Source organism: Bacillus sp. B-jedd (genome assembly GCF_000821085.1).
Lineage (GTDB): Bacteria > Bacillota > Bacilli > Bacillales > Cytobacillaceae > Bacillus_D.
In genome coordinates, this window is record NZ_CCXR01000001.1 from 2961947 (window position 1) to 2981987 (window position 20041).

19 protein-coding genes are annotated in these 20041 nt (G+C 44.7%); 3 read left to right on the forward strand and 16 right to left on the reverse strand.

The window, feature by feature from the left end; all coding sequences use genetic code 11:
- Positions 1-97 precede the first annotated feature (97 nt).
- The 3 genes from BN1002_RS14755 to tpx all read right to left on the reverse strand — a co-directional run bounded on the left by BN1002_RS14755 (position 98) and on the right by tpx (position 3124).
- Complete coding sequence (locus tag BN1002_RS14755; RefSeq protein ID WP_048826059.1) at positions 98-1291, reverse strand: acetate kinase; 1194 nt, start codon at positions 1289-1291, stop codon at positions 98-100.
- Between the two features lie 231 nt (positions 1292-1522).
- A complete protein-coding gene (locus BN1002_RS14760) occupies positions 1523-2506 on the reverse strand; it encodes a class I SAM-dependent methyltransferase (RefSeq protein WP_048827974.1) in 984 nt (327 codons plus the stop codon).
- Between the two features lie 117 nt (positions 2507-2623).
- Positions 2624-3124 (reverse strand): thiol peroxidase, encoded by a 501-nt coding sequence (gene tpx / locus BN1002_RS14765; RefSeq protein ID WP_048826062.1) that lies wholly within the window; start codon positions 3122-3124, stop codon positions 2624-2626.
- 178 nt (positions 3125-3302) lie between these two features.
- Between tpx and BN1002_RS14770 the strand changes: the two genes are divergently transcribed.
- On the forward strand, positions 3303-4097 hold the full coding sequence (locus BN1002_RS14770) for a VOC family protein (RefSeq protein ID WP_048826064.1): 795 nt from the start codon (positions 3303-3305) through the stop codon (positions 4095-4097).
- A 25-nt stretch (positions 4098-4122) separates the two neighbouring features.
- Here the strand turns inward: BN1002_RS14770 and ytfJ are convergent, their stop codons facing one another.
- The 4 genes from ytfJ to sppA form a co-directional block, all read right to left on the reverse strand.
- Positions 4123-4653, reverse strand: coding sequence for a GerW family sporulation protein (gene ytfJ / locus BN1002_RS14775; protein WP_048826066.1), 531 nt, complete (start codon positions 4651-4653; stop codon positions 4123-4125).
- 12 nt (positions 4654-4665) lie between these two features.
- Positions 4666-5334: a DUF2953 domain-containing protein gene (locus BN1002_RS14780; protein WP_048826068.1), complete on the reverse strand. Its 669-nt coding sequence runs from the start codon at positions 5332-5334 to the stop codon at positions 4666-4668.
- Positions 5335-5414: 80 nt separating this feature from the next.
- Positions 5415-6080, reverse strand: a complete 666-nt coding sequence (locus BN1002_RS24090; protein WP_082036250.1) for an RDD family protein — start codon at positions 6078-6080, stop codon at positions 5415-5417.
- Positions 6081-6093: 13 nt separating this feature from the next.
- Positions 6094-7098 carry a signal peptide peptidase SppA gene (gene sppA / locus BN1002_RS14790; RefSeq protein WP_048826069.1) on the reverse strand — a complete coding sequence of 335 codons (1005 nt, stop codon included), beginning with the start codon at positions 7096-7098 and terminating at the stop codon, positions 6094-6096.
- 150 nt (positions 7099-7248) lie between these two features.
- Here sppA and BN1002_RS14795 point away from each other — a divergent pair, with 150 nt between their 5' ends.
- Positions 7249-8049 carry an NAD kinase gene (locus BN1002_RS14795; protein ID WP_148362788.1) on the forward strand — a complete coding sequence of 267 codons (801 nt, stop codon included), beginning with the start codon at positions 7249-7251 and terminating at the stop codon, positions 8047-8049.
- A 50-nt stretch (positions 8050-8099) separates the two neighbouring features.
- Here BN1002_RS14795 and rarD read toward each other — a convergent pair whose 3' ends face one another.
- The 8 genes from rarD to refZ form a co-directional block, all read right to left on the reverse strand.
- Positions 8100-9017 (reverse strand): EamA family transporter RarD, encoded by a 918-nt coding sequence (gene rarD, locus BN1002_RS14800; RefSeq protein WP_048826070.1) that lies wholly within the window; start codon positions 9015-9017, stop codon positions 8100-8102.
- Positions 9018-9141: 124 nt separating this feature from the next.
- Complete coding sequence (locus tag BN1002_RS14805; RefSeq protein WP_048826072.1) at positions 9142-10728, reverse strand: amidohydrolase; 1587 nt, start codon at positions 10726-10728, stop codon at positions 9142-9144.
- Positions 10729-10921: 193 nt separating this feature from the next.
- Positions 10922-12505, reverse strand: coding sequence for an acyl-CoA synthetase MbcS (mbcS, locus tag BN1002_RS14810; protein ID WP_048826074.1), 1584 nt, complete (start codon positions 12503-12505; stop codon positions 10922-10924).
- Between the two features lie 130 nt (positions 12506-12635).
- Positions 12636-12839, reverse strand: a complete 204-nt coding sequence (locus BN1002_RS14815; RefSeq protein WP_048826076.1) for an alpha/beta-type small acid-soluble spore protein — start codon at positions 12837-12839, stop codon at positions 12636-12638.
- Between the two features lie 112 nt (positions 12840-12951).
- Complete coding sequence (gene thiI, locus BN1002_RS14820; protein WP_048826078.1) at positions 12952-14160, reverse strand: tRNA uracil 4-sulfurtransferase ThiI; 1209 nt, start codon at positions 14158-14160, stop codon at positions 12952-12954.
- The gene (locus tag BN1002_RS14825; RefSeq protein ID WP_048826080.1) at positions 14161-15303 is read right to left on the reverse strand and encodes a cysteine desulfurase family protein; all 1143 of its coding nucleotides are present in this window, start codon (positions 15301-15303) and stop codon (positions 14161-14163) included.
- Between the two features lie 123 nt (positions 15304-15426).
- The gene (gene ezrA, locus BN1002_RS14830) at positions 15427-17115 is read right to left on the reverse strand and encodes a septation ring formation regulator EzrA (RefSeq protein ID WP_048826082.1); all 1689 of its coding nucleotides are present in this window, start codon (positions 17113-17115) and stop codon (positions 15427-15429) included.
- Positions 17116-17459: 344 nt separating this feature from the next.
- The gene (gene refZ, locus BN1002_RS14835) at positions 17460-18089 is read right to left on the reverse strand and encodes a forespore capture DNA-binding protein RefZ (protein ID WP_048826084.1); all 630 of its coding nucleotides are present in this window, start codon (positions 18087-18089) and stop codon (positions 17460-17462) included.
- Between the two features lie 161 nt (positions 18090-18250).
- Here refZ and BN1002_RS14840 point away from each other — a divergent pair, with 161 nt between their 5' ends.
- Complete coding sequence (locus tag BN1002_RS14840) at positions 18251-18733, forward strand: GAF domain-containing protein (protein ID WP_048826085.1); 483 nt, start codon at positions 18251-18253, stop codon at positions 18731-18733.
- 58 nt (positions 18734-18791) lie between these two features.
- On the opposite strand, the gene megL is transcribed toward BN1002_RS14840, so the two are convergent.
- Positions 18792-19976, reverse strand: coding sequence for a methionine gamma-lyase (gene megL / locus BN1002_RS14845; protein WP_148362789.1), 1185 nt, complete (start codon positions 19974-19976; stop codon positions 18792-18794).
- Between the last annotated feature and the right edge of the window lie 65 nt (positions 19977-20041).

Consider the following 20041-nt stretch of genomic DNA (forward strand, 5'->3'; position numbering starts at 1 on the left):
AAAATAAAGCCGCCGGCTTTTTTCTCAGCCTTTCTGCAAAAAAACAGCTGAAACAGTGAAAAAAGGCCGCACCTTGTCCAAGGTGCAGCCAAATAAATTATCCAATATTTCCAAAGCGCATGACATCACGCGCAATCATGACTTCTTCATTTGTCGGGATGACAATGACTTTTACAGGTGAATGAGGGTAGTTGATGAATGTTTCCTGGCCTCTTACCTTATTCAGAGCCGGATCCCAGTATACGCCCATGAATTCAAGGCCATGCAGAACCCGGGCGCGGATTACATCACTATTCTCACCAATGCCCGCTGTAAAAATGATCGCATCGACGCCAGACATACGTGCCGCATAGGAGCCAATGTATTTATGGATCCGGTTGGCAAATACCTCCAGCGCGAGTTCAGCACGCTCATTTCCCTGGGACGCCTGGATTTCAATGTCTCTTAGATCGCTTGAGAATCCAGAGACTCCCAGCATCCCGCTCTTTTTATTCAAAACGTCCAGGACACCGTCAGCGGTCATTCCCGTTTTCTCCATAATAAACGGAATAAGCGCAGGGTCAATGTTGCCCGAACGAGTTCCCATCGTCACACCGGCAAGCGGAGTAAAGCCCATGGAAGTGTCAAGCGAATTGCCGCCTTCAATGGCTGCGATGCTTGCCCCGTTTCCAAGATGGCATGATAAAAGCCTTAATTGTTCCACTGGGCGGCCCAGAAGCTCCGCAGCGCGCCGGGATACATACTTATGGGATGTCCCATGGAATCCATACTTCCTAATTCCGTATTTTGTATAGTAATCATATGGAAGACTGTACAGGAAAGAGCTTTCCGGCATTGTCTGATGAAAAGCCGTATCGAATACAGCCACAGCCGGAATGTCCGGCAAAACCTGGTTGAAGGCAAGAATCCCTGTCAGGTTCGCGGGGTTGTGAAGCGGAGCAAGCTCCGATAATTCATCAATCTTCCTAATAACTTCATCGTCAATCAGAACCGAATCATTGAAAGCCTCACCGCCATGCACGACACGGTGGCCCGTCCCTGAGATTTCATCAAGCGACTTGATAGTCCCTGTTGAAGTCAATTTATCAAGAAGGATTTTTACAGCGGCTTCGTGGTCAGGAATCCTTGTTACTTCCTTAAGCTTTTCCTCGCCAACAGTCATATTGAAAACAGCATCTTCAAATCCAATCCGTTCAATTAAACCTTTTGTAATGACCTTTTCGCTGGGCATCTCAAAAAGTTGAAATTTCAGCGAAGAACTCCCGGCATTGATCGCGATAATTTTTGCCATAACAAAACGCTCCTTTTTTAAGCTCCAGCCATCACAGGAACAGATATCAATATGGGTGAAGGCTGATTCTTTCAGTCACTTTTCAGTTTACCCACTCATTCAAGTACATTTCAAGGATTAACATTCATTTAACCGCTTTCAGCAAAATGTTGTTCTATTCAGTATTTTTCCATTACGTGATGAAGCAAATAAAAAAGCAGCCTAAAGCATAATAGGCTGCTCCTGTCTTAATTATTTATTCTCGGATATCCACTCGTTTATTCTTGCGAGTATTTTTTCCGTTCCGGAAAGATTTGATAACGAAGGCAACTTAACAAGCAAGGCTTCCTTTGGGGCAGCCGTTCCTTCGCCGGCCTTTTGCAAAATCAAAATGCTCTTGGCCGCTTTTTCTGTTTTAAACATAGTAAGAGGCAGCTGGAGGATTCCCTGGATATATGCTGTTTCTTTTAAGTATTCTCGAAGCTTTGGCGCCTCCTGGCTTTCAAACATGCCGTTAGGGATTACAAAAAAGAGATATCCCCCGGGCTTGACGGCATTCATGCTTTGCTCAATGAAAAGGTGGTGTGAATAGGAATGTCCTTCAGAAGCAGCGAGTTGGTAATCAGCGGCCCTGACATCATCAGGATAATATCCTATCGGAAGGTCGGCAACTACCGCATCCATGGGATCAATGAAAATTTGCTGCAGGCTGTCCTGGTTGAATAACTGAACCGGCTGCTCCTGTAAATTGGCATTTACATAGGCAAGCTTGATAAGGACATCATCGATTTCCATCCCGATTCCTTCCACCTGTTTCCCGACTTGCTGATTCATGACTGCTGTCAGCAGATTTCCCGTGCCAACAGCTGGATCCATCAGACGGAAGGCAGGCTTCCTGACAAACTTAAGTACCAAATAGCCAATCAGCATCCCGACGGAATCCGGTGTCATTTGATGATGGGGCTGGACGTTTTCTTTCATGCCCTTCAAGATGGCCAACTGGAACGCCTTCCTGATGTCCTCTTTTGCATAAGCGGACAGGTTTAAATTTTCATAGCTCTTTTTAAGCCGTTTCTCATTGATTTCACTTACTTCATCTTGCAAAACTGAACCGTGGAATAGGTTTTCACCTGTTTCGGCCAGTGCTTCAAGGTATGTACAGGACAGCTCTTCCTGAAGGATGGAAGATGTCTCGTTAAAAACGGTAAACAGATGTTCCACCGGAGATAATTTCATCATGTCGCCTCCGCCTTTCAAATTCTCATTTATCATTCTAGCTTCATTTTATTCCTCCGGCAAGCTAAGAAACAAAGAAAAGCCCCGGAGGAAAAGTCCGGAGCCCTATTCTTTACTTTACTCTGCTTTTTTAGCAGCTTCAATCGCCGCTTCATAATCAGGATGGTTTGTTGCCTCACTTACATATTCCACATATGTGACTTTATCATTGGAGTCGACTACAAACACGGCCCTCGCAAGCAGCCTCAACTCCTGGATGCCAACCCCGTAGGCTTCGCCGAAAGAAAGGTCGCGGTGGTCGGAAAGAGTCTGGACGTTTTCGATGCCGTTCGCTCCGCACCAGCGCTTCTGGGCAAATGGAAGATCGACGCTGACTGTCAGGATCTTTACATTGTCCAGCTTGGCTGCCTCTTCATTGAAACGGCGTGTCTGGGCATCACAAACCCCAGTATCTAGTGATGGAACAACAGAAATTAATCTTACCTGCCCCTTAGAATCCTCGAGTGTCACCTCTGATAGATCATTTGCAAGAACCGTAAAAGAAGGGGCTTTGTCACCTACTTTTACTTCATTGCCAAGCAATGTAACCGGATTACCTTTAAATGTAATAGAAGCCATTTCCAGTTTCCTCCTTTGTTCACTATGTACAGTGTTAATATAACTTTTCACTAGTCCTTTTGCAAAAGATAAACCCTGTAATTGATACCGTTCTAAAAATATGAAGATACCTGCTGATTTCATTTTGCTGATATTCTGTGTATCCTTTAGTTAATTCACCAAAAAAAGGGGGATTCCAATGTCAAATATAAAACTGGATCATGCTGTCCATTATGCAAACGATTTAGATGACTGCATAAAGCTTTTTAAAGAAAAAGGATTGACGGCTTTCAGGGGCGGCTCCCATACGAAATGGGGAACCTATAATGCACTTAGTTATTTCGGTCTTTTTTACGTTGAATTTCTGGGCATAGAGGATCTCGAACTTGCGAAAAACCCAGAGGAGGACAATCTGCTTGTTGATGATGCCCAGAAATTCCTGCCAGGAAATGAAGCCTTCGGCCGTGTCGCCCTCCGGACTAATGATATTGAAGGTGTCCGGGCGAGACTGCTACACAAAGGGGCAAAAGCATCCGAGATTATCGCAGGAAAACGAATGAACGCAGAGGGCCAATTGATCCAATGGAGGATGATGATGATAGATGGCGACTTTAACGGCCTTCCCTATCCATTCTTCATTCAGTGGAACAGCCCTGATGAAGAAAGGTTCCGGACGATGACAGAGACAGGCGTCATCCGCCCACATCCCGCCGGAGAGGTCAAGATTGATTCCGTCTGGTTCACTGTTTCCGATCCTAGCTCGGCTGCGGCCCACTGGCAGGAATACTTTGATTTCGTTCCGGAAAAACCAAGTGCAAATAATACCGCTGCCCTTTCAATTGGCAGCCAAAAGTTCGTTTTTGAAAAAGGGAATAAAAATGGTTTATCAAAACTTGTTTTTCGCACAAATTCGCAGGCCCTTCAAGGAAATTCTTTTGGGATCGGCCAAGGCGAATACAAATTTATCCCGGACATGGAAAGGGACAAGCTTTGAAAAAAGCTTGCCCTTTTTCCTTTGATCAAATATCAAAATCGGTCTTGCTGCTATTCCGTTCATTTTTTTCCGAGTCTTGATTGGAATTGCTGCCTTTTCCATTCTCATTCCCCTGGTTCTTATCTTTTCCTTTGTTATTGCCGTCGGAATCATCGTTACTTTTGCCGGCAGAACTATTGCCTTTTGAAAGCATTTGCTGTACCTTTTCCACTGCCTGGGGGGCGGTTTCAAGGATACGTTCCAGCAGATGGGTGCTTTCATCCAAGTGAAGCATTTTTACCCCCTGGGAATTGACAATTAAAAAGGCAATCGGCGTAATTGAAACCCCGCCGCCGCTTCCCCCTCCAAAAGGATGTTTGCTCCCGGAATCTTGTCCGCCTTCACTTTTGAACTCCGTTCCTCCAGCCGCGAAGCCGAAGCCAACTTTCGAGACAGTAAGGATGACGCTCCCATCAGGGGTTTCAACCGGGTCTCCAATGATTGTATTTACATCAATCATTTGTTTCAGACTTTCCATAGCCGTCGTCATTAAACCCTGGATTGGATGGTCAGACATTATTATTCCTCCTTAATAAGACCGGCCTTCTTCGCCCTGGAGTGCCGGCAAATTATGCGTTCCATGCCGCCTATCAATTTTCACATTTCTATAAAATCTGATTCCTGCTGCAATAGCTTTCCCCGCTCGAAATGTAATCATACATCTCAGTGATGTGGCGGCCACCCTGAATTGAAAATACGGAATGACTTCAACAATGGGATGTGCCTTGAATTTTGTATGCTCCTCTAGCAATTTTATTATCCCGGCCTTTATCCCCCATATCGAACCGGCAACCATCCCGGTCATGGCCGCGTCCCCGGTGCCGGCCGCCGTTCTCCATTCGAATCTCTTTATGGTTGTACTGAGCAGAAATTTATTTAAAACCCCCTGGGTACGCAGGAATATATCTGCCGCCTCTTTTAGGTTATTTAATTTTTCAGGCCAGTCCTCAGTCCGTATCGCTTCCTTCCATAGAGGGGATGGTTTTCCTTCCGTAGGATCAGATGGGTTATTCGCTTTATTGATAAATTCAGGAACTGGAATCTCCATGTCTATCAGGCCAAAAAGGAAGGCAATGCGGATGTTCAGTTCATGCCTGCTTCCCTGGTATGTGTATTGGACCGTTAAAGTCACTTTTATAAACAATAACAGGACGATGAATAATCCAATAAGCAATAAAGCCACCAGCAACCATCCCATTTGCCTCACTCCTTTCAGCCGGTTAGTATGCGCAAAAACAAAAAAAATAAACCTGCACCAATAGGCGCAGGTTCCCTCAATTAACTCTCCGTATGGATGACCGCGGTATCCGCAAATATATCATGCAAGGCCTGCTTTTTCGGATGAAAAGCTGGAATCAGATACAGAATCAGCAGCCAAGAAGAAATGAATCTGCCAATCCATTCCCTGATGAGGACATCCATCCAAGATAAACTGCCATCCTTCATATCAATAACCGAAAGGCCAAATACCATTTTCCCAAGCGTCTGATGAAAGAATTTTGTCATCAGGACAAAATAAACATAAAAAATAACAGCCGAGACAATCGCATCAGGGGAAAATAATCCACCTGAAGATTGTATATCCAGGAATATGAACACAGGCTTGGCAATGAGCCTGAAAATGCTGCCAACTACAATCAAATCGAGCAAATAGGCCCAGAACCTCATCCAAAAACCGGCAAATCTGACGTTAGCAGCCGGTGTCCCACCGGGTAAGGTAATCCACTGCCGTTCGCCGATTCCCTCAAAATGGGCTTCCCCTGGCCCGTACCCTCCCGAAGGAGACGCGTTATCCAATCCAGTGCTGTTTACAGTGGCGCCCTGGATTTCGTTCGATCTTTCAAATCCTTTTTCCTGATCCGGATGAAAATTTATCGTCCCGTTCCTTGCACCATTGTTTTCAGGGGTCAGGCGTTGTTCATCTGTATTTTCATTGCGATCCATCCTGCTTTCCCCCTCACTCGGAATATAAGTACATGAGACGCGGCGAGTTGGTTCGCCCTAGCACTTGAAGAAGCCCTTGTATTTCAGAATCGCCGCTCAGAATGCTTTTTGCTTTCATACTGAAAAGTGAACCGAATCCCATTCCGTCAGTGTAGCGGACGACAGTTGCATCACCAAGCTTTTTATCTTTTTTCATTAGTGAAATGACGTCATCAAGATAGCCGAATCCATCTATCAATCCCAGTTCTTTTGCCTGGCGGCCATCATAGATCCTTCCATCTGCCAGTTTCCTGACCTGCTCGGCAGGCATTTTCCGTCCGTCGGCAATAACCTTTACAAAGCCTTGATAGGAGTTGTTGATCATATCTTGGAGAATCTTTTTTTCGTCATCGGTCATTTCCCTTGTTGGACTCATGATATCTTTATATGGACCGCTTTTAATCGTCATAAACTCCACACCATATTTTTTCGCGAGTCCTTCATAATTGACTCCCTGCATAATGACTCCAAGAGATCCTGTCAGTGTCTCGGGACTTGCGTAAATTTTGTCAGCCGGAGCGGAAATATAATATCCTCCCGAGGCCGCCATTGATCCCATTGAAACAAAGATAGGCTTTTTCGTTTTCTTTTTAATTTCAACGATTTTATCATGGATTTCTGCGCTTTCAACCACTCCGCCACCAGGGGAATTTACTCTGATCACAATACCTTTCACACTTGCATCCCCGCCGGCGCCTTCCAGTTTATCCATAAAGATTTTGTGGTTATATGTCGGGCTTTCAAGAAAAGAGGCTTCACCGGTATCCTGGATCACTCCATCCACATCTAGAACCACGATTTTTTTCAGTGGATTTCCTTCTTCCATCATTTCCTCAGTATAATTTGGCCCAGCAGCGAAAAAGTCGCTAAAATCGCTCTCAATTCCATTCTTGGCAAAAATCGATAGAAAATTGATGACCACCGAAACAAAGAATAAGCCGATGGCGATACCGAGCGCCGCCCATCTTTTTCCATTCATCTTCCAAATCCCCCTTTATGTATACAATACCGCAAATGATTTCAAAAAGTAGAAAGAAATGCTAAACTTGATAGAGAAACAATACCAGTTTATCAAATGATTGTGATAATGAATACCAATAACTTTTTTGCCGCCTGAGGAGGAATTATATTGGTTAACCGCAAGAATTTGTTTTTTTACCATAAGCAGGATGAAGAGTTGCTGAAAAAGGCCGCCCCTCTTTATGAGCTTGCAGGTCAGTATGGATTTACACTCGTCAAAGATTACCGGGACGCGAATATCATCACAAGCATTGGGGGAGAAGGCACTTTTCTTCAAGCTGTAAGGAAGACCGGTTTCCGTGATGATTGTCTATACGCAGGTATTTCTACCTCGGACTCCTTGAGCATGTATTGCGATTTTCATGTCGATGATATCGAAAAAATGATTGAGGCAATTTCAAATGAAAAAATTGAAGTTCGCCGCTATCCGACCATAGATGTGACCGTTGACGGGGAAACAAGTTTCCAATGTCTGAATGAGTTCAGCATCAGATCGGCAATCATTAAAACCTTTGTCCTGGATGTTTTTATTGACGATCTTTATTTTGAAACATTCCGCGGAGATGGAATGATCGTCGCGACCCCTACGGGGAGCACTGCATATAATAAATCCGTCAAAGGGGCGATCGTCGATCCGCTTCTGCCTTGCATGCAGGTCAGTGAGCTTGCCTCGGTCAACAACAACAGATTCCGTACCCTTGGGTCTTCATTCATTTTAAGCGGCGACCGGACCCTCACTCTTAAGGTAGTCCAGAACGGGAATGATTATCCTACGATGGGGATGGACAATGAGGCCCTCAGCATTCAGCATGTGGAAAAAGTCGAAATCAAGTTGAGCGACAAAATTATTAAAACAGTCAAGTTGAAGGATAATTCCTTTTGGGAAAAAGTCCAGCGCACCTTTTTATAAAAGAGAGAAAAGGCATTCACGTCAAAAATCGCGTGAATGCCTTTTTACTATCAATGATTACGCATTTTCATGCCAAAGGAAGTGAAAATCTTTGTTTTAGAAAGCGAATAAATCGTAAGCGCGGACCAAATGAAAATGAATGCAAGTAGCTGGAGCCCACTGAAATGTTCCCCATAAACAAAAATTCCAAGCATGAGCGACAAGGTCGGAGCAATATACTGAAGGAATCCTAGCATGGATAAAGGTATTTTCTGCGCACCGCTTGCAAAAAACAAAAGTGGCAGCGCGGTTGCGACTCCCGCTCCGGCAAGGAGAAAATGTGTTCCAATGCCGGTATGAAAATAGGCGGATGTCCCATTTACCAGCATGTATACAAGATATCCAAGCGCAATCGGGGTCACGGCCATCGTTTCCAGCGTCAAACCAATGGCTGAGTCTACTTTAATCAGCTTTTTTGCAAGGCCATAAAACCCGAATGAGAAGGCAAGTGTCAGTGCAATCCATGGGAAACGCCCATAAGACATTGAAATGATGATGACGCCGGTAAAAGCGAGCGCAAATGAAAGGTATTGCGCCTTTGACAGCTTTTCCTTCAAGACGGCCATGCCTAAAAGGACACTGACAAGCGGATTGATGTAGTAGCCCATGCTTGCCTCAACCATTTGGCCGCTATTTACCGCCCATATATAGACACCCCAGTTCACACTAATCAGTACCGACGCGATCGATAAGGCGTACAGCTGTTTTCTTTTAGCCTGGAAATCCCTTAATACGTTGAAAAATGCTTGTTGTTTTCTTGTGAACAACAATAGTATTAGCATAAAGACAAAGGACCAGAAGACGCGATTGGCGAGAATTTCAACAGCATTAACCTCACCTAGAAGCTTCCAATAAATCGGCAGGAGCCCCCATAATAAATATGAAAATCCAGCCTGAAATACCCCGTTTTTTATTTCTTTGTTCCCCATTGTTTCGCGCCTCAATTCTTTCTAGTTTCGAAGTATTTCACAATTATACATGTTATCGCCTATTAAGGTAAGAGGTTTTTTGCTCATCAAGGGGTTTCGGTAAATAATCAAGGTTCCTGTCAGGTTATTTTCTTATAAAAACAATTTCCTCTCCGATTACTGTCATTACTGCTTCGGTTTTGCCAATGGTTTCTCTTGGAATGGAAAAGATGTCCCTGTCCAGGATGGTAAAGTCGGCTATGGCTCCTTCTCTTATTTCACCTCTGTCATTCTTATGGCCTGAAGCATAGGCGCCTCCTTTTGTATATAAAGAAACAGCTTGGAATACGGTCAGGGCTTCCTCAGGATTATAAACAATACCCTGGACTGTCCTGTTTACCGCAGCATCAATGCCAAGGAAGGGATTCGGAATCTCAATAGGCGCGTCCGAGCCCCCTGTGCAAGGGATGCCCTTATCAATCAACGTCTTCCAGGCGTATGCGTACTTCATTCTCGTATTGCCAATCCTGTCTATTACCCAAGGAAAGTCAGATAACATGAACACCGGTTGCAAATCGAGCACAATTGGAAGGTTTGAGGCCCGTTCAATTAAGTCCTTGCGGAGAATCTGCGCATGGATAAGCCGGTCCCTTCCCTGTCCGCCATGCGGATTTTCCTCCAAAGCATCAAGGCAGTACTCAAACGCCAGGTCGCCAATCGCATGGATAGCGACAGGCATACTATGCTTCCTCGCTTCACCAACCAGCCTCGACAGTTCCTCCCTGCTAAAAATGGCTACTCCCGCTGTTTCTGGTGAATCGTTGTATGGTTCACTCAGAAGGGCAGTCCTTCCCCCGAGGGCTCCGTCCGAGAATATTTTCATAGCCCCGAACTCTATCCATTCACTCCCGGATAAATAGGAATGGCCACCAGCCACAAAATCGTCAAGAACGCCATGATGGACCAGAAGGTGGGCCCTGAATTTCAATCCGTCTTCTTCGATCGCACGCTTAAACACGTTATAGGTTTTGGCAAAGGCACCGTAGTAATTTAAATCCTCGGTATGGACCCCTGTAATCCCCAGACTGTACAAGTCCCGGATCGATGCCTTGATTGCTTTCTGTAAATAAGCTTCCGACGCTTCCGGCAAAATGGAATAGACCAGTTCCTGGGCACTATCCTTTAAGACCCCCGTCACAATCCCTTCCGCGTCCTTATCAATCCAGCCTCCTGAAGGGTGACCTGTATTCTCTTCAACTCCCGCCATTTTCAAGGCGGTTGAGTTGGCCACACTTGCATGCCTGCAAATTCTTTTTAAAAGAACCGGCCTGTCAGGCGCAATTTCATCCAGTTCGCTTTTATGTAATGGCATACTGTCTTCCCAGAGGTTTTCATTCCAGCCCTCACCAATAATCCATTCGTCCTTACCTGTATTGAGGGCGTAATTCCTCACCGCATCGAGAACCTCTTTTCTCGTTGTACAGGCTGATAAATCCAGCCTGATCAGCCTTTCTCCATGTCCGATGAGATGGATATGGCTGTCGACGAGTCCTGGAACCATTGTGCATCCCTTTAAATCAATCCGATTATCAATTCTCCCCTTGAAACGGCCTTCAAGCACTGAAACGGAACCTGTTGCGGCAATCATCCCATTCTCGGTCACGACCGCCTCAACTGTTTCCCCGTCCCGGCTCATCGTATAAATTGGTCCACCATACCAAAGTGTAGGCATCTGTATAGCTCCTTTTTCTCTTTTGTTATCCTGATGTACATAGCTTTTTTCTAGTATTCCTCCGGCACTCCTAGGCTCGCCTTTCAAGAATCATGCAGCCACAATTCCTGCTGACTGCCCCAAATCGCAAAGCAGGCGGTAACCCGCCTGCTTTCTACTGTCCAGCTTAAATTCCAGGCATGTCGGAAACCGGCTATTTTCTGCCGGAGGATGCCATCTCCTTCTGCCGCAGTTCGATTCTGCGAATTTTTCCCGATGTTGTTTTTGGCAATTCATCAATAAAATCTATTTTCCGGGGATACTTATAGGGAGCTGTCAGATTTTTAACATGCTCCTGCAGTTCCTTGACAAGTTCGGCTTCATCCATGTCAGGCTGCTCCTTCAGGACTACAAACGCCTTGACAATATTTCCTCTTATTTCATCAGGACTCGCGACTACCGCACATTCCCTGACAAGCGGATGCTTCACGAGCGCATCCTCGACTTCAAACGGCCCGATTGTATATCCTGAACTGATGATAATATCATCGCCCCGTCCTTCAAACCAAAAGTAACCTTCTTCATCCTTTTTAGCTTTATCTCCTGTTATATAATAATCTCCCCTGAATTGCATGGATGTCCGCTCGGGGTCTTTATAATAGTTTTTGAAAAGAGCCGGGGATTCAATATGCACAGCAATGTCACCTACTTCGCCAGGTTCGCAAATTTCACCTTGCTCATTGACAATTTCAACTTTATTGCCAGGCGTAGGCTTGCCCATGGATCCGGGCCTAAGCTCCATATCCCTTGTAATCCCGACAAGCAGCGTATTTTCTGTCTGTCCATATCCATCCCTTACATCAATATCAAAGAACTTTTTAAACGTATCAATGACTTCCCGGTTCAGCGGCTCCCCAGCGGAAACGGCACTACGCAGCTCAGGCAGCTTGTAGTCCTCGAGATTATCCGCTTTGGCCATGATCCTGTATTCAGTCGGGGTGCAGCATAAAACATTTACTTCATATTTCTCAAGAAGCCGCAAATATTTTTGGGGATCAAATTTCCCATTGTAAACAAGTCCTGTCGCACCAGAGCCGAGAACAGACAGGAACGGGCTCCAAATCCATTTTTGCCAGCCGGGGCCTGCAGTTGCCCAGACTGTGTCCTCTTCCTTGATGCAGAGCCAGTTTGGCGCGGCAGTCCTTAAGTGTGCGTAGGCCCACCCGTGAGTATGGACCACGCCTTTTGGGTTCCCGGTTGTTCCTGACGTATAAGATAAAAAGGCCATATCATCGCGGCTCGTTGCAGCCGGTTCCATCTGCGCAGAAGCTTTTTCCATTGCTTCATCAAGGTATTCCCATCCATCCAGGCGCTTTCCAACAGAAAATTTCAACAGGCCTTCCTTACTGATGTTTTCAAATTCTGCCGCAAATGTGTGAAAGCATACGACAGCTTTTACATCACCGTGTGAAATCCTGTACTGAAGATCCTTTTCACGAAGCATCTCCGAACTAGGGATAACTGCCAGGCCTGCTTTGAGCGCGGCGAGATATACAACATATGCCTCAATCAGGCGGGGGATGACAACAAGCAATTTGTCCCCTTTTTCAAGGCCTGACTTTAGAAGGACATTTCCAGCCCTGTTTACTTCCTGCATTAATTTCCTGTATGTAATATTCTTCGTCTCTCCGGTTTCATTTTCCCATAAAAGTGCGAGCTTTTTTTCATCGGATGCAAAGCGTTCTACTTCGGTTGCTAAGTTGTATTGCTGCGGAGCGATCAGGTCATTGCGGTTCATTTATTTCCCCTCCCCAAAATTTACTTCCGTCTTCATTATATAAAATTTTTTTAAAATTATAAATTTTTAATAACAAACAGAAAAAAGGAGCGGTTTTACCCGCTCCCTGTAGCCATATTATTTGATTTTGTTACCTAGAGTAACCGCCGCCAAGTTGTTGTTGAGCCATAGAAACGAGGCGCTTAGTGATTTCACCACCGACAGATCCGTTAGCGCGAGAAGTAGTTTCTGCACCAAGGTTTACGCCGAATTCAGATGCGATTTCAACTTTCATTTGTTGAAGAGCTTGTTCAGCTCCTGGAACTAGAAGTTGGTTGCTGTTGTTGTTAGCCATGTGATTTCACCTCCTTGTGAGTATAGATTGTGTAAACCCACAAAGGTTCATTCAACATGAAAGCTGGTAAATGTTCACAAATCAATCACAAATTTTGGCACGGGAATCGAAACTAAAAAAGATTATTTATCCCTGCATAATAACTGCTGTAACCCGGGGAAATCCTAATCGTTTCCGTTCCTTCAACTGCGCTTTCCATAAGTGGGCCAAAATCATGAAAACTTTCATAATACTGTACTTTTTCTAATTTAGGTTTTGTTTTTGGGGATGACGGGACAAACACTGTGCAGCAATCCTCATATGGCAGGATTGATATATCGTAGGTTCCCAACTGTGTTGCCAATTCAATGATTTCAGTCTTGTCCATCGTAATCAGCGGCCTTAATACCGGCGTATTCGTAACTTCATTGATTGCATACATGCTCTCAAGCGTCTGGCTGGCGACCTGCCCAAGGCTTTCTCCTGTAATAATGGCAAGGCCGCCCTGCCTTTCGCGTATCTGGTCTGCAATCCTCAGCATTGCCCTTCTGGTTGCAGTCATGGAATAGTTTTCTGGGATTTGACTCCGGATCGCCTGTTGGATCTCTGTAAAAGGAACAATATGCAGACGAATGCTCCCGCTCACTTCTGAAAGCTTTTCTGCAAGATCGATCACTTTTTGCTTCGCCCGCTCGCTCGTGAATGGCGGGCTATGGAAATGGATTGCCTCCAGCTCCACGCCGCGCTTCATTGCCAAATAGCCGGCTACCGGACTGTCAATGCCTCCCGATATCATGAGCATCCCTTTTCCGCCGGTTCCGATTGGAAGGCCGCCTGCTCCCCTTATGGTTTCACAGGAAAGGTAAGCCGCATCCTTCCTCACTTCAATCGTCAGGTTGATATCAGGTTTTTTTACATTCACCTTGATATCAGGAAAGTTTTTAAGGATAAAAGCCCCAAATAATTGATTGATCCCGTCTGTGTCCAATTCAAAGGTCTTATCAGAACGTTTAGCGGTAATTTTAAAGGTCTTTCCTTCCGAATAGAAAGATTTCATTAAGGTCAGCGCGGCTTCCTTCATTGAAGGAAGCTCCCTCTCGGCTCGGATAGCAGGGCTCAATGAGTGGATGCCAAAAACTTTTTCTAGTTTTTCTATGACAGGGCCGCTCGGCTCACCATTTAACAAAACATACATCCTGTCTCTTTCCGCTTCTATTTTGATTGAAGGATGGCCTGCAAGGGAATATTTAATTCCCTTCCTAAGTTTTTCTACAAATTTGCCGCGGTTACGCTTTTTGGTGGAAATTTCTCCATATCTGATTAAAATTCTGTCATATTGCATTTAGTTCAAAACCTTTCCCAGCTTGGCAACTGTTTTTTCAATTGTTTTTAAGACAACTTCTGCTTCTTCCAATGTATTTTCAAAGGACAGGCTGATTCTGACGGCGCTTTCAGCCAAATCATCATCCACTCCCATTGCCTGCAGTGTTTTACTTGCGGATTTCTTTTTAGAAGAACATGCGCTAGTAGTTGAAACATAAATTTCATGTTCTTCAAGGCTGTGGACAAATGTCTCAGCTTTAATGCCAGGGACGGAAAAGTTGATAATGTGAGGGGCAGCTCCGTTCATCGGTGTATTAATAAAAAGTCCGTTGATTTTCCCAAGGCCGTCCATCAATTTCCCCCTAATTTCCTCAACAACCTTCAGCTTTTCAGTCCGCCTTTCAAGTGACATTCTTAATGCCTTTGCCATCGCTGCCGCACCGGCGGGGTTTTCTGTCCCTCCCCGGCGGAGGTTCTCCTGGCTTCCTCCTGAGAGGAGCGGCTCAAGCTTGATTCCTTTTTTTGCAAAAAGGCCCCCGTTCCCTTTCAGTCCATGGAATTTATGAGCCGAAAAGGAATACAAGTCAACTCCAGCCTCTTTTAAATTTAGCGGAAGTTTACCGGCGCCCTGCACTCCATCCACATGAAATAAAACTTTCGGGAAGGAACGGAGCATTTCACCGATTTCCTTTATTGGCTGGATAGTTCCAACTTCGTTATTCACCTGCATGACTGAAACGAGGATTGTGTCTTCGTTTATTGCCTTCCTGATATCATCCGGAGAAACTCTCCCTTCGCTGTCGACAGGTAAAAAGGTAATTTCGTAACCACGTTTTTCCAGTTGAAATAAAGATTCACGGACAGATGCATGCTCCACCGCCGTGGAAATTAAATGGTTCCCCCTGTTTCGATAGGCGGCGGCCGCACCCTTGAGTGCGAGATTATTGCTTTCGGTTCCCCCTGAAGTAAAGCAAATTTCCTCCGCTTCAACCTCTAGCAGCCCGGCAATTTGTATTCTTGCCTGACTGAGCAATTTTTCAGCAACTGCCCCAATCCCATGGAGGGAAGAAGGATTGCCAAAAAAATCAGTAGATACCTTTAAAAACGATTCAAGAACCTCTTTATATGGTTTTGTCGTCGCGCTATTGTCGAAATAAATCATCGTTTTGCCCCCGTATAGAAAAATCGCCTTTTATTATAATGTAATCCCAGGAATCCGTAATATCCAGCAAAAGAAGAGAAAAGGACCGATCAGCCTGTTTGCTGGCGCATCGGTCCTTGGATATTAATCATTTTCGATGAAGGTTTCAATCTTTTTGATTGCTCCCGGATCAATTTCTTCTATCGATGTGGCAGCCTGTTCCAGGGCTTTCTGATAATCGAAATTCCTGAATGATTTTTCTGCCTCTGATAAGCCTTTTGCAACAGATGGGTATTTGCTCCGGTATCGATTCCCGTACTGGATGACCCGCTCTGCAAGAATTACATTTTCCACCATCTCTTCCGTAGTGCCCACTAGCTTCTCAATAGTCAGTTCGGCAATTTCAAGATGCTTTTTAACCGCATCCATATCAAGAGGTTTTTCCTCAAGTTTTCCCATAACATTCCGGATACTGTCGTCCCCATCCTCCAGCAGATAAGTGTACTCTTCCGGGAGGCCGGGGATGTTGCTCCTTGCGACAAGCCTAGAGGTATCGGAAATTTTCATTATCAATTCCCGAACTGTTTCTTTTGCTTCCATCTCATCTTTACGGAGATCGCTCAGTTTTTTTGAGAAACTCAATTGGTCTTCACGGAAAGCTTCCAAGTCCACCCTAATCTCTTCCAGTTCGGAGCTGAGGGAAGTCTGGGCCGTTTCATTCATTTTTATTTTCTCTTCGAGAATTTCATACCTTGTCACAAGGTCAGTTAATTTCTTTTCAAGCTTTCTTTGGAACGACAAATCGTTTTCGGATAAATGATATGTCTCTTGGACATGGGAAACCTCGGCTCTCAGCTTCTCATTGGCATCCCGGATATTACTAAGCACTTCGGCCGATGCATCCTTTTTTTCAAGTATAAAGTGTTTCGCATGAACTTCTTTTTCAAGAAGATCCAGAAGTCCCTCAATCCGTTCCCGCAGGCTTATCGTGCCTTCCTCAACTTTCTCGATCTGTACATCTTCAATTAAAGATAAGTAAACGCGAAGTTCTTTTTCCAGTTTTTCCGCTTCGGCTTCCAGTTCGAGGTGCTCCAGATAATATCCCTGCCCAGCCATTTCCCGCTGGCCGGCCTTTAATTCAGCTATTTGGGAAGGCAGAAGGGACTGGCATTCGATGAGCATCTGTGGAATTCGGTCCATTTGCATGCTTACGTCTTCAAGCTGTTTCCGAAGCCCCAGAACAATCTCCCTGGCCTGCAAATAATCGCCATGGTCAGTTCTCTCTTCAAACTCCTTGAAGCCAGCCATGGCATCATCAAGAATTTCTTCAAGTTTTTTCTCGGCATTCCCGTAACTGTGCCTGTGGGCAAGCAAAGTCTTTCTTGATTCCCTGTACATTTCCTTCAGTTCCTCAATCTCAACCTTGTTCTTTTCTTCGCTTCCGACAAGCTCAGTCAGTTCGGATAGGATCCGTTTAATCCACTCCTCAGTCTCTTCGAGTTTTGCCTGGATTGCCCTCTGTACCTCTTTTGCCTTGCCAAATCTATATTTATCTATGTACTCTTCTCCATCAAACAGCAATTCTTCGACATCAGGCAGCATGACAGTGACAACTTCATCCCACTCGCTTCTCCACCGCTCGAACATTTCCTCTGTCTGGCCGGTCATATTGAGCTGTTTAACTCTTGACATTTCGGCCAGGACTGGCCTGTCCATAATATTCAGCTTCCAGGCTTCAAGCCTGTCGATTTCTTTAAAGTGCTTTCTTTTTATAAAATAGCCTATTATAAATAGTGCAATAACCAGGAAAATAAATCCGATAATGAGTTCCATACTATCCCCCTGTTTCCTATGTCAACGAACAAAATTCGATTTTATGTTCAAAAGTAAGTGAATTCCTTATTCTGATTGCCTTTATGATAACATGGAAACGACATTTTTTGACTATTATTTTCATATTTTTTTGAAATACTGCTAAATTGGCGGCAAGCTTGCCGGAACATGGCCAATAAGCGTTAAAAGCTAAGTTCCATTCAACTACATTGATTGATGAATTGCAAACATTTCAGTCGCCTTCAACAGGTATATTTGTGAGATTAAAAATGCGGCACGTCGCCCGAATTGACAATCATTCAGGCAACCGCCGCAAGATTAAGCGTACTTTTAAATAAAGGCTGTTAAATGGCAAATGACGGCATCCCAAATTGAGTATTCAAGAGTGTCCCATCAAGCCACAATAAAATCTGTTCCAAATATTTCTCAACAAAATATCGTTCATACGGAAAGACATGGAGCACTTCCGTAATATAATGAGGATTCAAAAAAGGCATAGTCAGAAGGCCCTTCAACTGGATGATTGCATAATCAGGAGAATGTTTCCTGAATTCGCCCGTTCTCATTCCAGTCTCCAGTACTTCCTGGAAATAGAATTTCTCTTTTTGATAATAGGTTGACATGATTTCCCTTACAACCTGGGAATCAAGCGACATCTCCCTTACAATGAACCTGGACATATGAATGTTTGCGCATTGGAAATATAAGATATTTTCCAACGTTTTTTTCAGGCAGGCGGCGGCTCCTGACTCAAGTAAAGGAAGCGCCTCCTCGATCAGCACCAAGTAACGTTCAAAGTAATCGGTAAAGCAATATTCCAGCAACCCCTGTTTACTATCAAAATAATAACTAATATTGGACGGGTTTACGCCTGCTCTCGCGGCGATATCACGTATCGAAGTTCCTGAGTAACCCTTTGTATTGAATAGCCCTATAGCCGCAGAGACTATCGCTTCCTTAGAATTTTTCCGCATACGCCACCTCCCGGCTCGCGCCATTCAAAATAAAAGTGCCTTTCTAACACTTCTCGGCCGGCCCCCGCGAATCCTTTATGAAATAGTCGACATTTTCTCCCCTTTTCACTCATTTTTTGTTAAAATAAACAGAAAAACTTTGGAATGTAAGGTGGGATAAGATGTTTAATGTCGAAATGTATAAAGGCAGCAGGGAAGAAAACTATTCCCTTGTCATAAAGCAGCTCCATTCTCTGCTTGATGGGGAGAAAAACGCCATAGCCAATCTAAGCAATGCTTCCGCCCTTCTCAACCAGTTCCTCGACCGGATCAACTGGGTCGGGTTTTACCTTGTCGAAGGGGAGAGTGAACTTGTCCTCGGCCCTTTCCAAGGACTTCCCGCCTGTGTAAGGATTCCGTTTGGCAGGGGAGTTTGCGGGACTTCAGCCGTGAAACTAGAAACAATCCGGGTTGAAGATGTCCATCTTTTCCCTGGCCATATCGCCTGTGATGCAGCTTCGCAGTCGGAAATTGTTATTCCTTTAGTGAAGGAAAGCCGCCTTCTGGGCGTACTTGATATCGATTCGCCAGAGAAAAACAGATTTGATGAACTCGACCAGGAAAAACTCGAGGAATTCGCAGCTGCCCTTGTAAAATATCTATAATATAACTAATAAAGGCGAAGGAGCCCTAATATGGCCCTTCGCCTTTCATTATTTTCACTTATATTTTTTCCAGTGCCTGCTCCAGGTCGTCGCGAATGTCCTCCCAGGCTTCCAATCCAATCGACAGCCGGATAAGTGAATCAGAAATCCCCATTTTCTCCCGGTCCTCCTCCGCAACTCCCGAATGGGTCATTGTTGCCGGATGTTGGACAAGTGTCTCTGCATCCCCGAGGCTTACCGCGATTTTGATTAATTGTAACTCATTCATAAATTTCCGGGCAGTTTCCATCGTTCCTTTCACCTCGAAAGAGATAAGGCCTCCGTGTTGCCTCATTTGTTTTTTAGCAATATGATATTCTCTATTTTCCGGATCGCCAGGATAATAAATAGTGCCTACTTTCGGATGAGCCTTTAAATAATTGAAAATCTTTTCTGCGTTCTCACAGTGCCGATCCATCCTGACAGCCAACGTTTTCATGCCCCTCAACAAAAGCCAGGCATCAAAAGGAGAAATAACTCCGCCCATATCCTTTTGCGCCGACATCGCGACCTTTTTCATAAAATCCGCTTTTCCGACGGCTGCTCCGGCAACGACATCACCATGGCCGCAAATATACTTTGTGGCACTATGCAATGATATGTCACACCCCAACTCGATCGGTTTTTGCAAATAAGGTGAACAAAAGGTGTTATCAACCACTACGGGGATTCCTTTTTCCGAGGCAACTTCAGCCACCATTTTCAAGTCCACCAAATTCATGGTTGGATTGATTGGAGTTTCAATGAAAATAAAGCAAGTTTGATCCTGAATACCTTCCCTAACTTCTTCCGCAGTTTCCATAGAAGAAAAACTGTGTGTGATTCCGAAATTTTCCTGCATCAATTTTAACAAGCCATACGTACAGCCATAGACTCCCTGTGAACAAAGGATATGTCCGCCTGTTTTTGCCAATGAGAAAAAAATTGCAGATACCGCAGCCATTCCTGATGAAAAAGCAAGCGCAGCCTCAGCCCCTTCGAGTTCCGCTATTCTGTCTTCAAACGCCTTAACAGTCGGATTTCCCAGGCGGGTATATATATATCCTTCTTCTTCACCGGCAAATCTGTTTCCCCCCTGCTCGGCACTGTCGAATACAAAGGTTGATGTTTGAAATAGCGGTGGAACCAAGCTTCCCTTATAGTCTTCTGGTGAGTAGCCTGAGTGAATCATTCGTGTTTCCAATTTTAATTCTTTATCTGGCACATAAACCCCTCCTTGTATTGCAAGCGCTTTCAAACCATCTTGTTTTTAGGATAAGGCAAATCTGG

Excerpts from the sequence above, each read along its gene's own strand:
- BN1002_RS14755 (WP_048826059.1), bottom strand. The coding sequence starts at position 1,291 with ATGGCAAAAATTATCGCGATCAATGCCGGGAGTTCTTCGCTGAAATTT.
- sppA (WP_048826069.1), bottom strand. The coding sequence starts at position 7,098 with ATGAATGGAAAAAGATGGGCGGCGCTCGGTATCGCCATCGGCTTATTC.
- ezrA (WP_048826082.1), bottom strand. The coding sequence starts at position 17,115 with ATGGAACTCATTATCGGATTTATTTTCCTGGTTATTGCACTATTTATA.
- BN1002_RS14805 (WP_048826072.1), bottom strand. The coding sequence starts at position 10,728 with ATGCCTACACTTTGGTATGGTGGACCAATTTATACGATGAGCCGGGAC.
- BN1002_RS14840 (WP_048826085.1), top strand. The coding sequence starts at position 18,251 with ATGTTTAATGTCGAAATGTATAAAGGCAGCAGGGAAGAAAACTATTCC.
- rarD (WP_048826070.1), bottom strand. The coding sequence starts at position 9,017 with ATGGGGAACAAAGAAATAAAAAACGGGGTATTTCAGGCTGGATTTTCA.
- BN1002_RS24090 (WP_082036250.1), bottom strand. The coding sequence starts at position 6,080 with ATGGATCGCAATGAAAATACAGATGAACAACGCCTGACCCCTGAAAAC.
- BN1002_RS14770 (WP_048826064.1), top strand. The coding sequence starts at position 3,303 with ATGTCAAATATAAAACTGGATCATGCTGTCCATTATGCAAACGATTTA.
- BN1002_RS14760 (WP_048827974.1), bottom strand. The coding sequence starts at position 2,506 with ATGAAATTATCTCCGGTGGAACATCTGTTTACCGTTTTTAACGAGACA.
- mbcS (WP_048826074.1), bottom strand. The coding sequence starts at position 12,505 with ATGAACCGCAATGACCTGATCGCTCCGCAGCAATACAACTTAGCAACC.
- BN1002_RS14815 (WP_048826076.1), bottom strand. The coding sequence starts at position 12,839 with ATGGCTAACAACAACAGCAACCAACTTCTAGTTCCAGGAGCTGAACAA.
- BN1002_RS14825 (WP_048826080.1), bottom strand. The coding sequence starts at position 15,303 with ATGATTTATTTCGACAATAGCGCGACGACAAAACCATATAAAGAGGTT.
- tpx (WP_048826062.1), bottom strand. The coding sequence starts at position 3,124 with ATGGCTTCTATTACATTTAAAGGTAATCCGGTTACATTGCTTGGCAAT.
- ytfJ (WP_048826066.1), bottom strand. The coding sequence starts at position 4,653 with ATGTCTGACCATCCAATCCAGGGTTTAATGACGACGGCTATGGAAAGT.
- thiI (WP_048826078.1), bottom strand. The coding sequence starts at position 14,160 with ATGCAATATGACAGAATTTTAATCAGATATGGAGAAATTTCCACCAAA.
- BN1002_RS14780 (WP_048826068.1), bottom strand. The coding sequence starts at position 5,334 with ATGGGATGGTTGCTGGTGGCTTTATTGCTTATTGGATTATTCATCGTC.
- refZ (WP_048826084.1), bottom strand. The coding sequence starts at position 18,089 with ATGCGGAAAAATTCTAAGGAAGCGATAGTCTCTGCGGCTATAGGGCTA.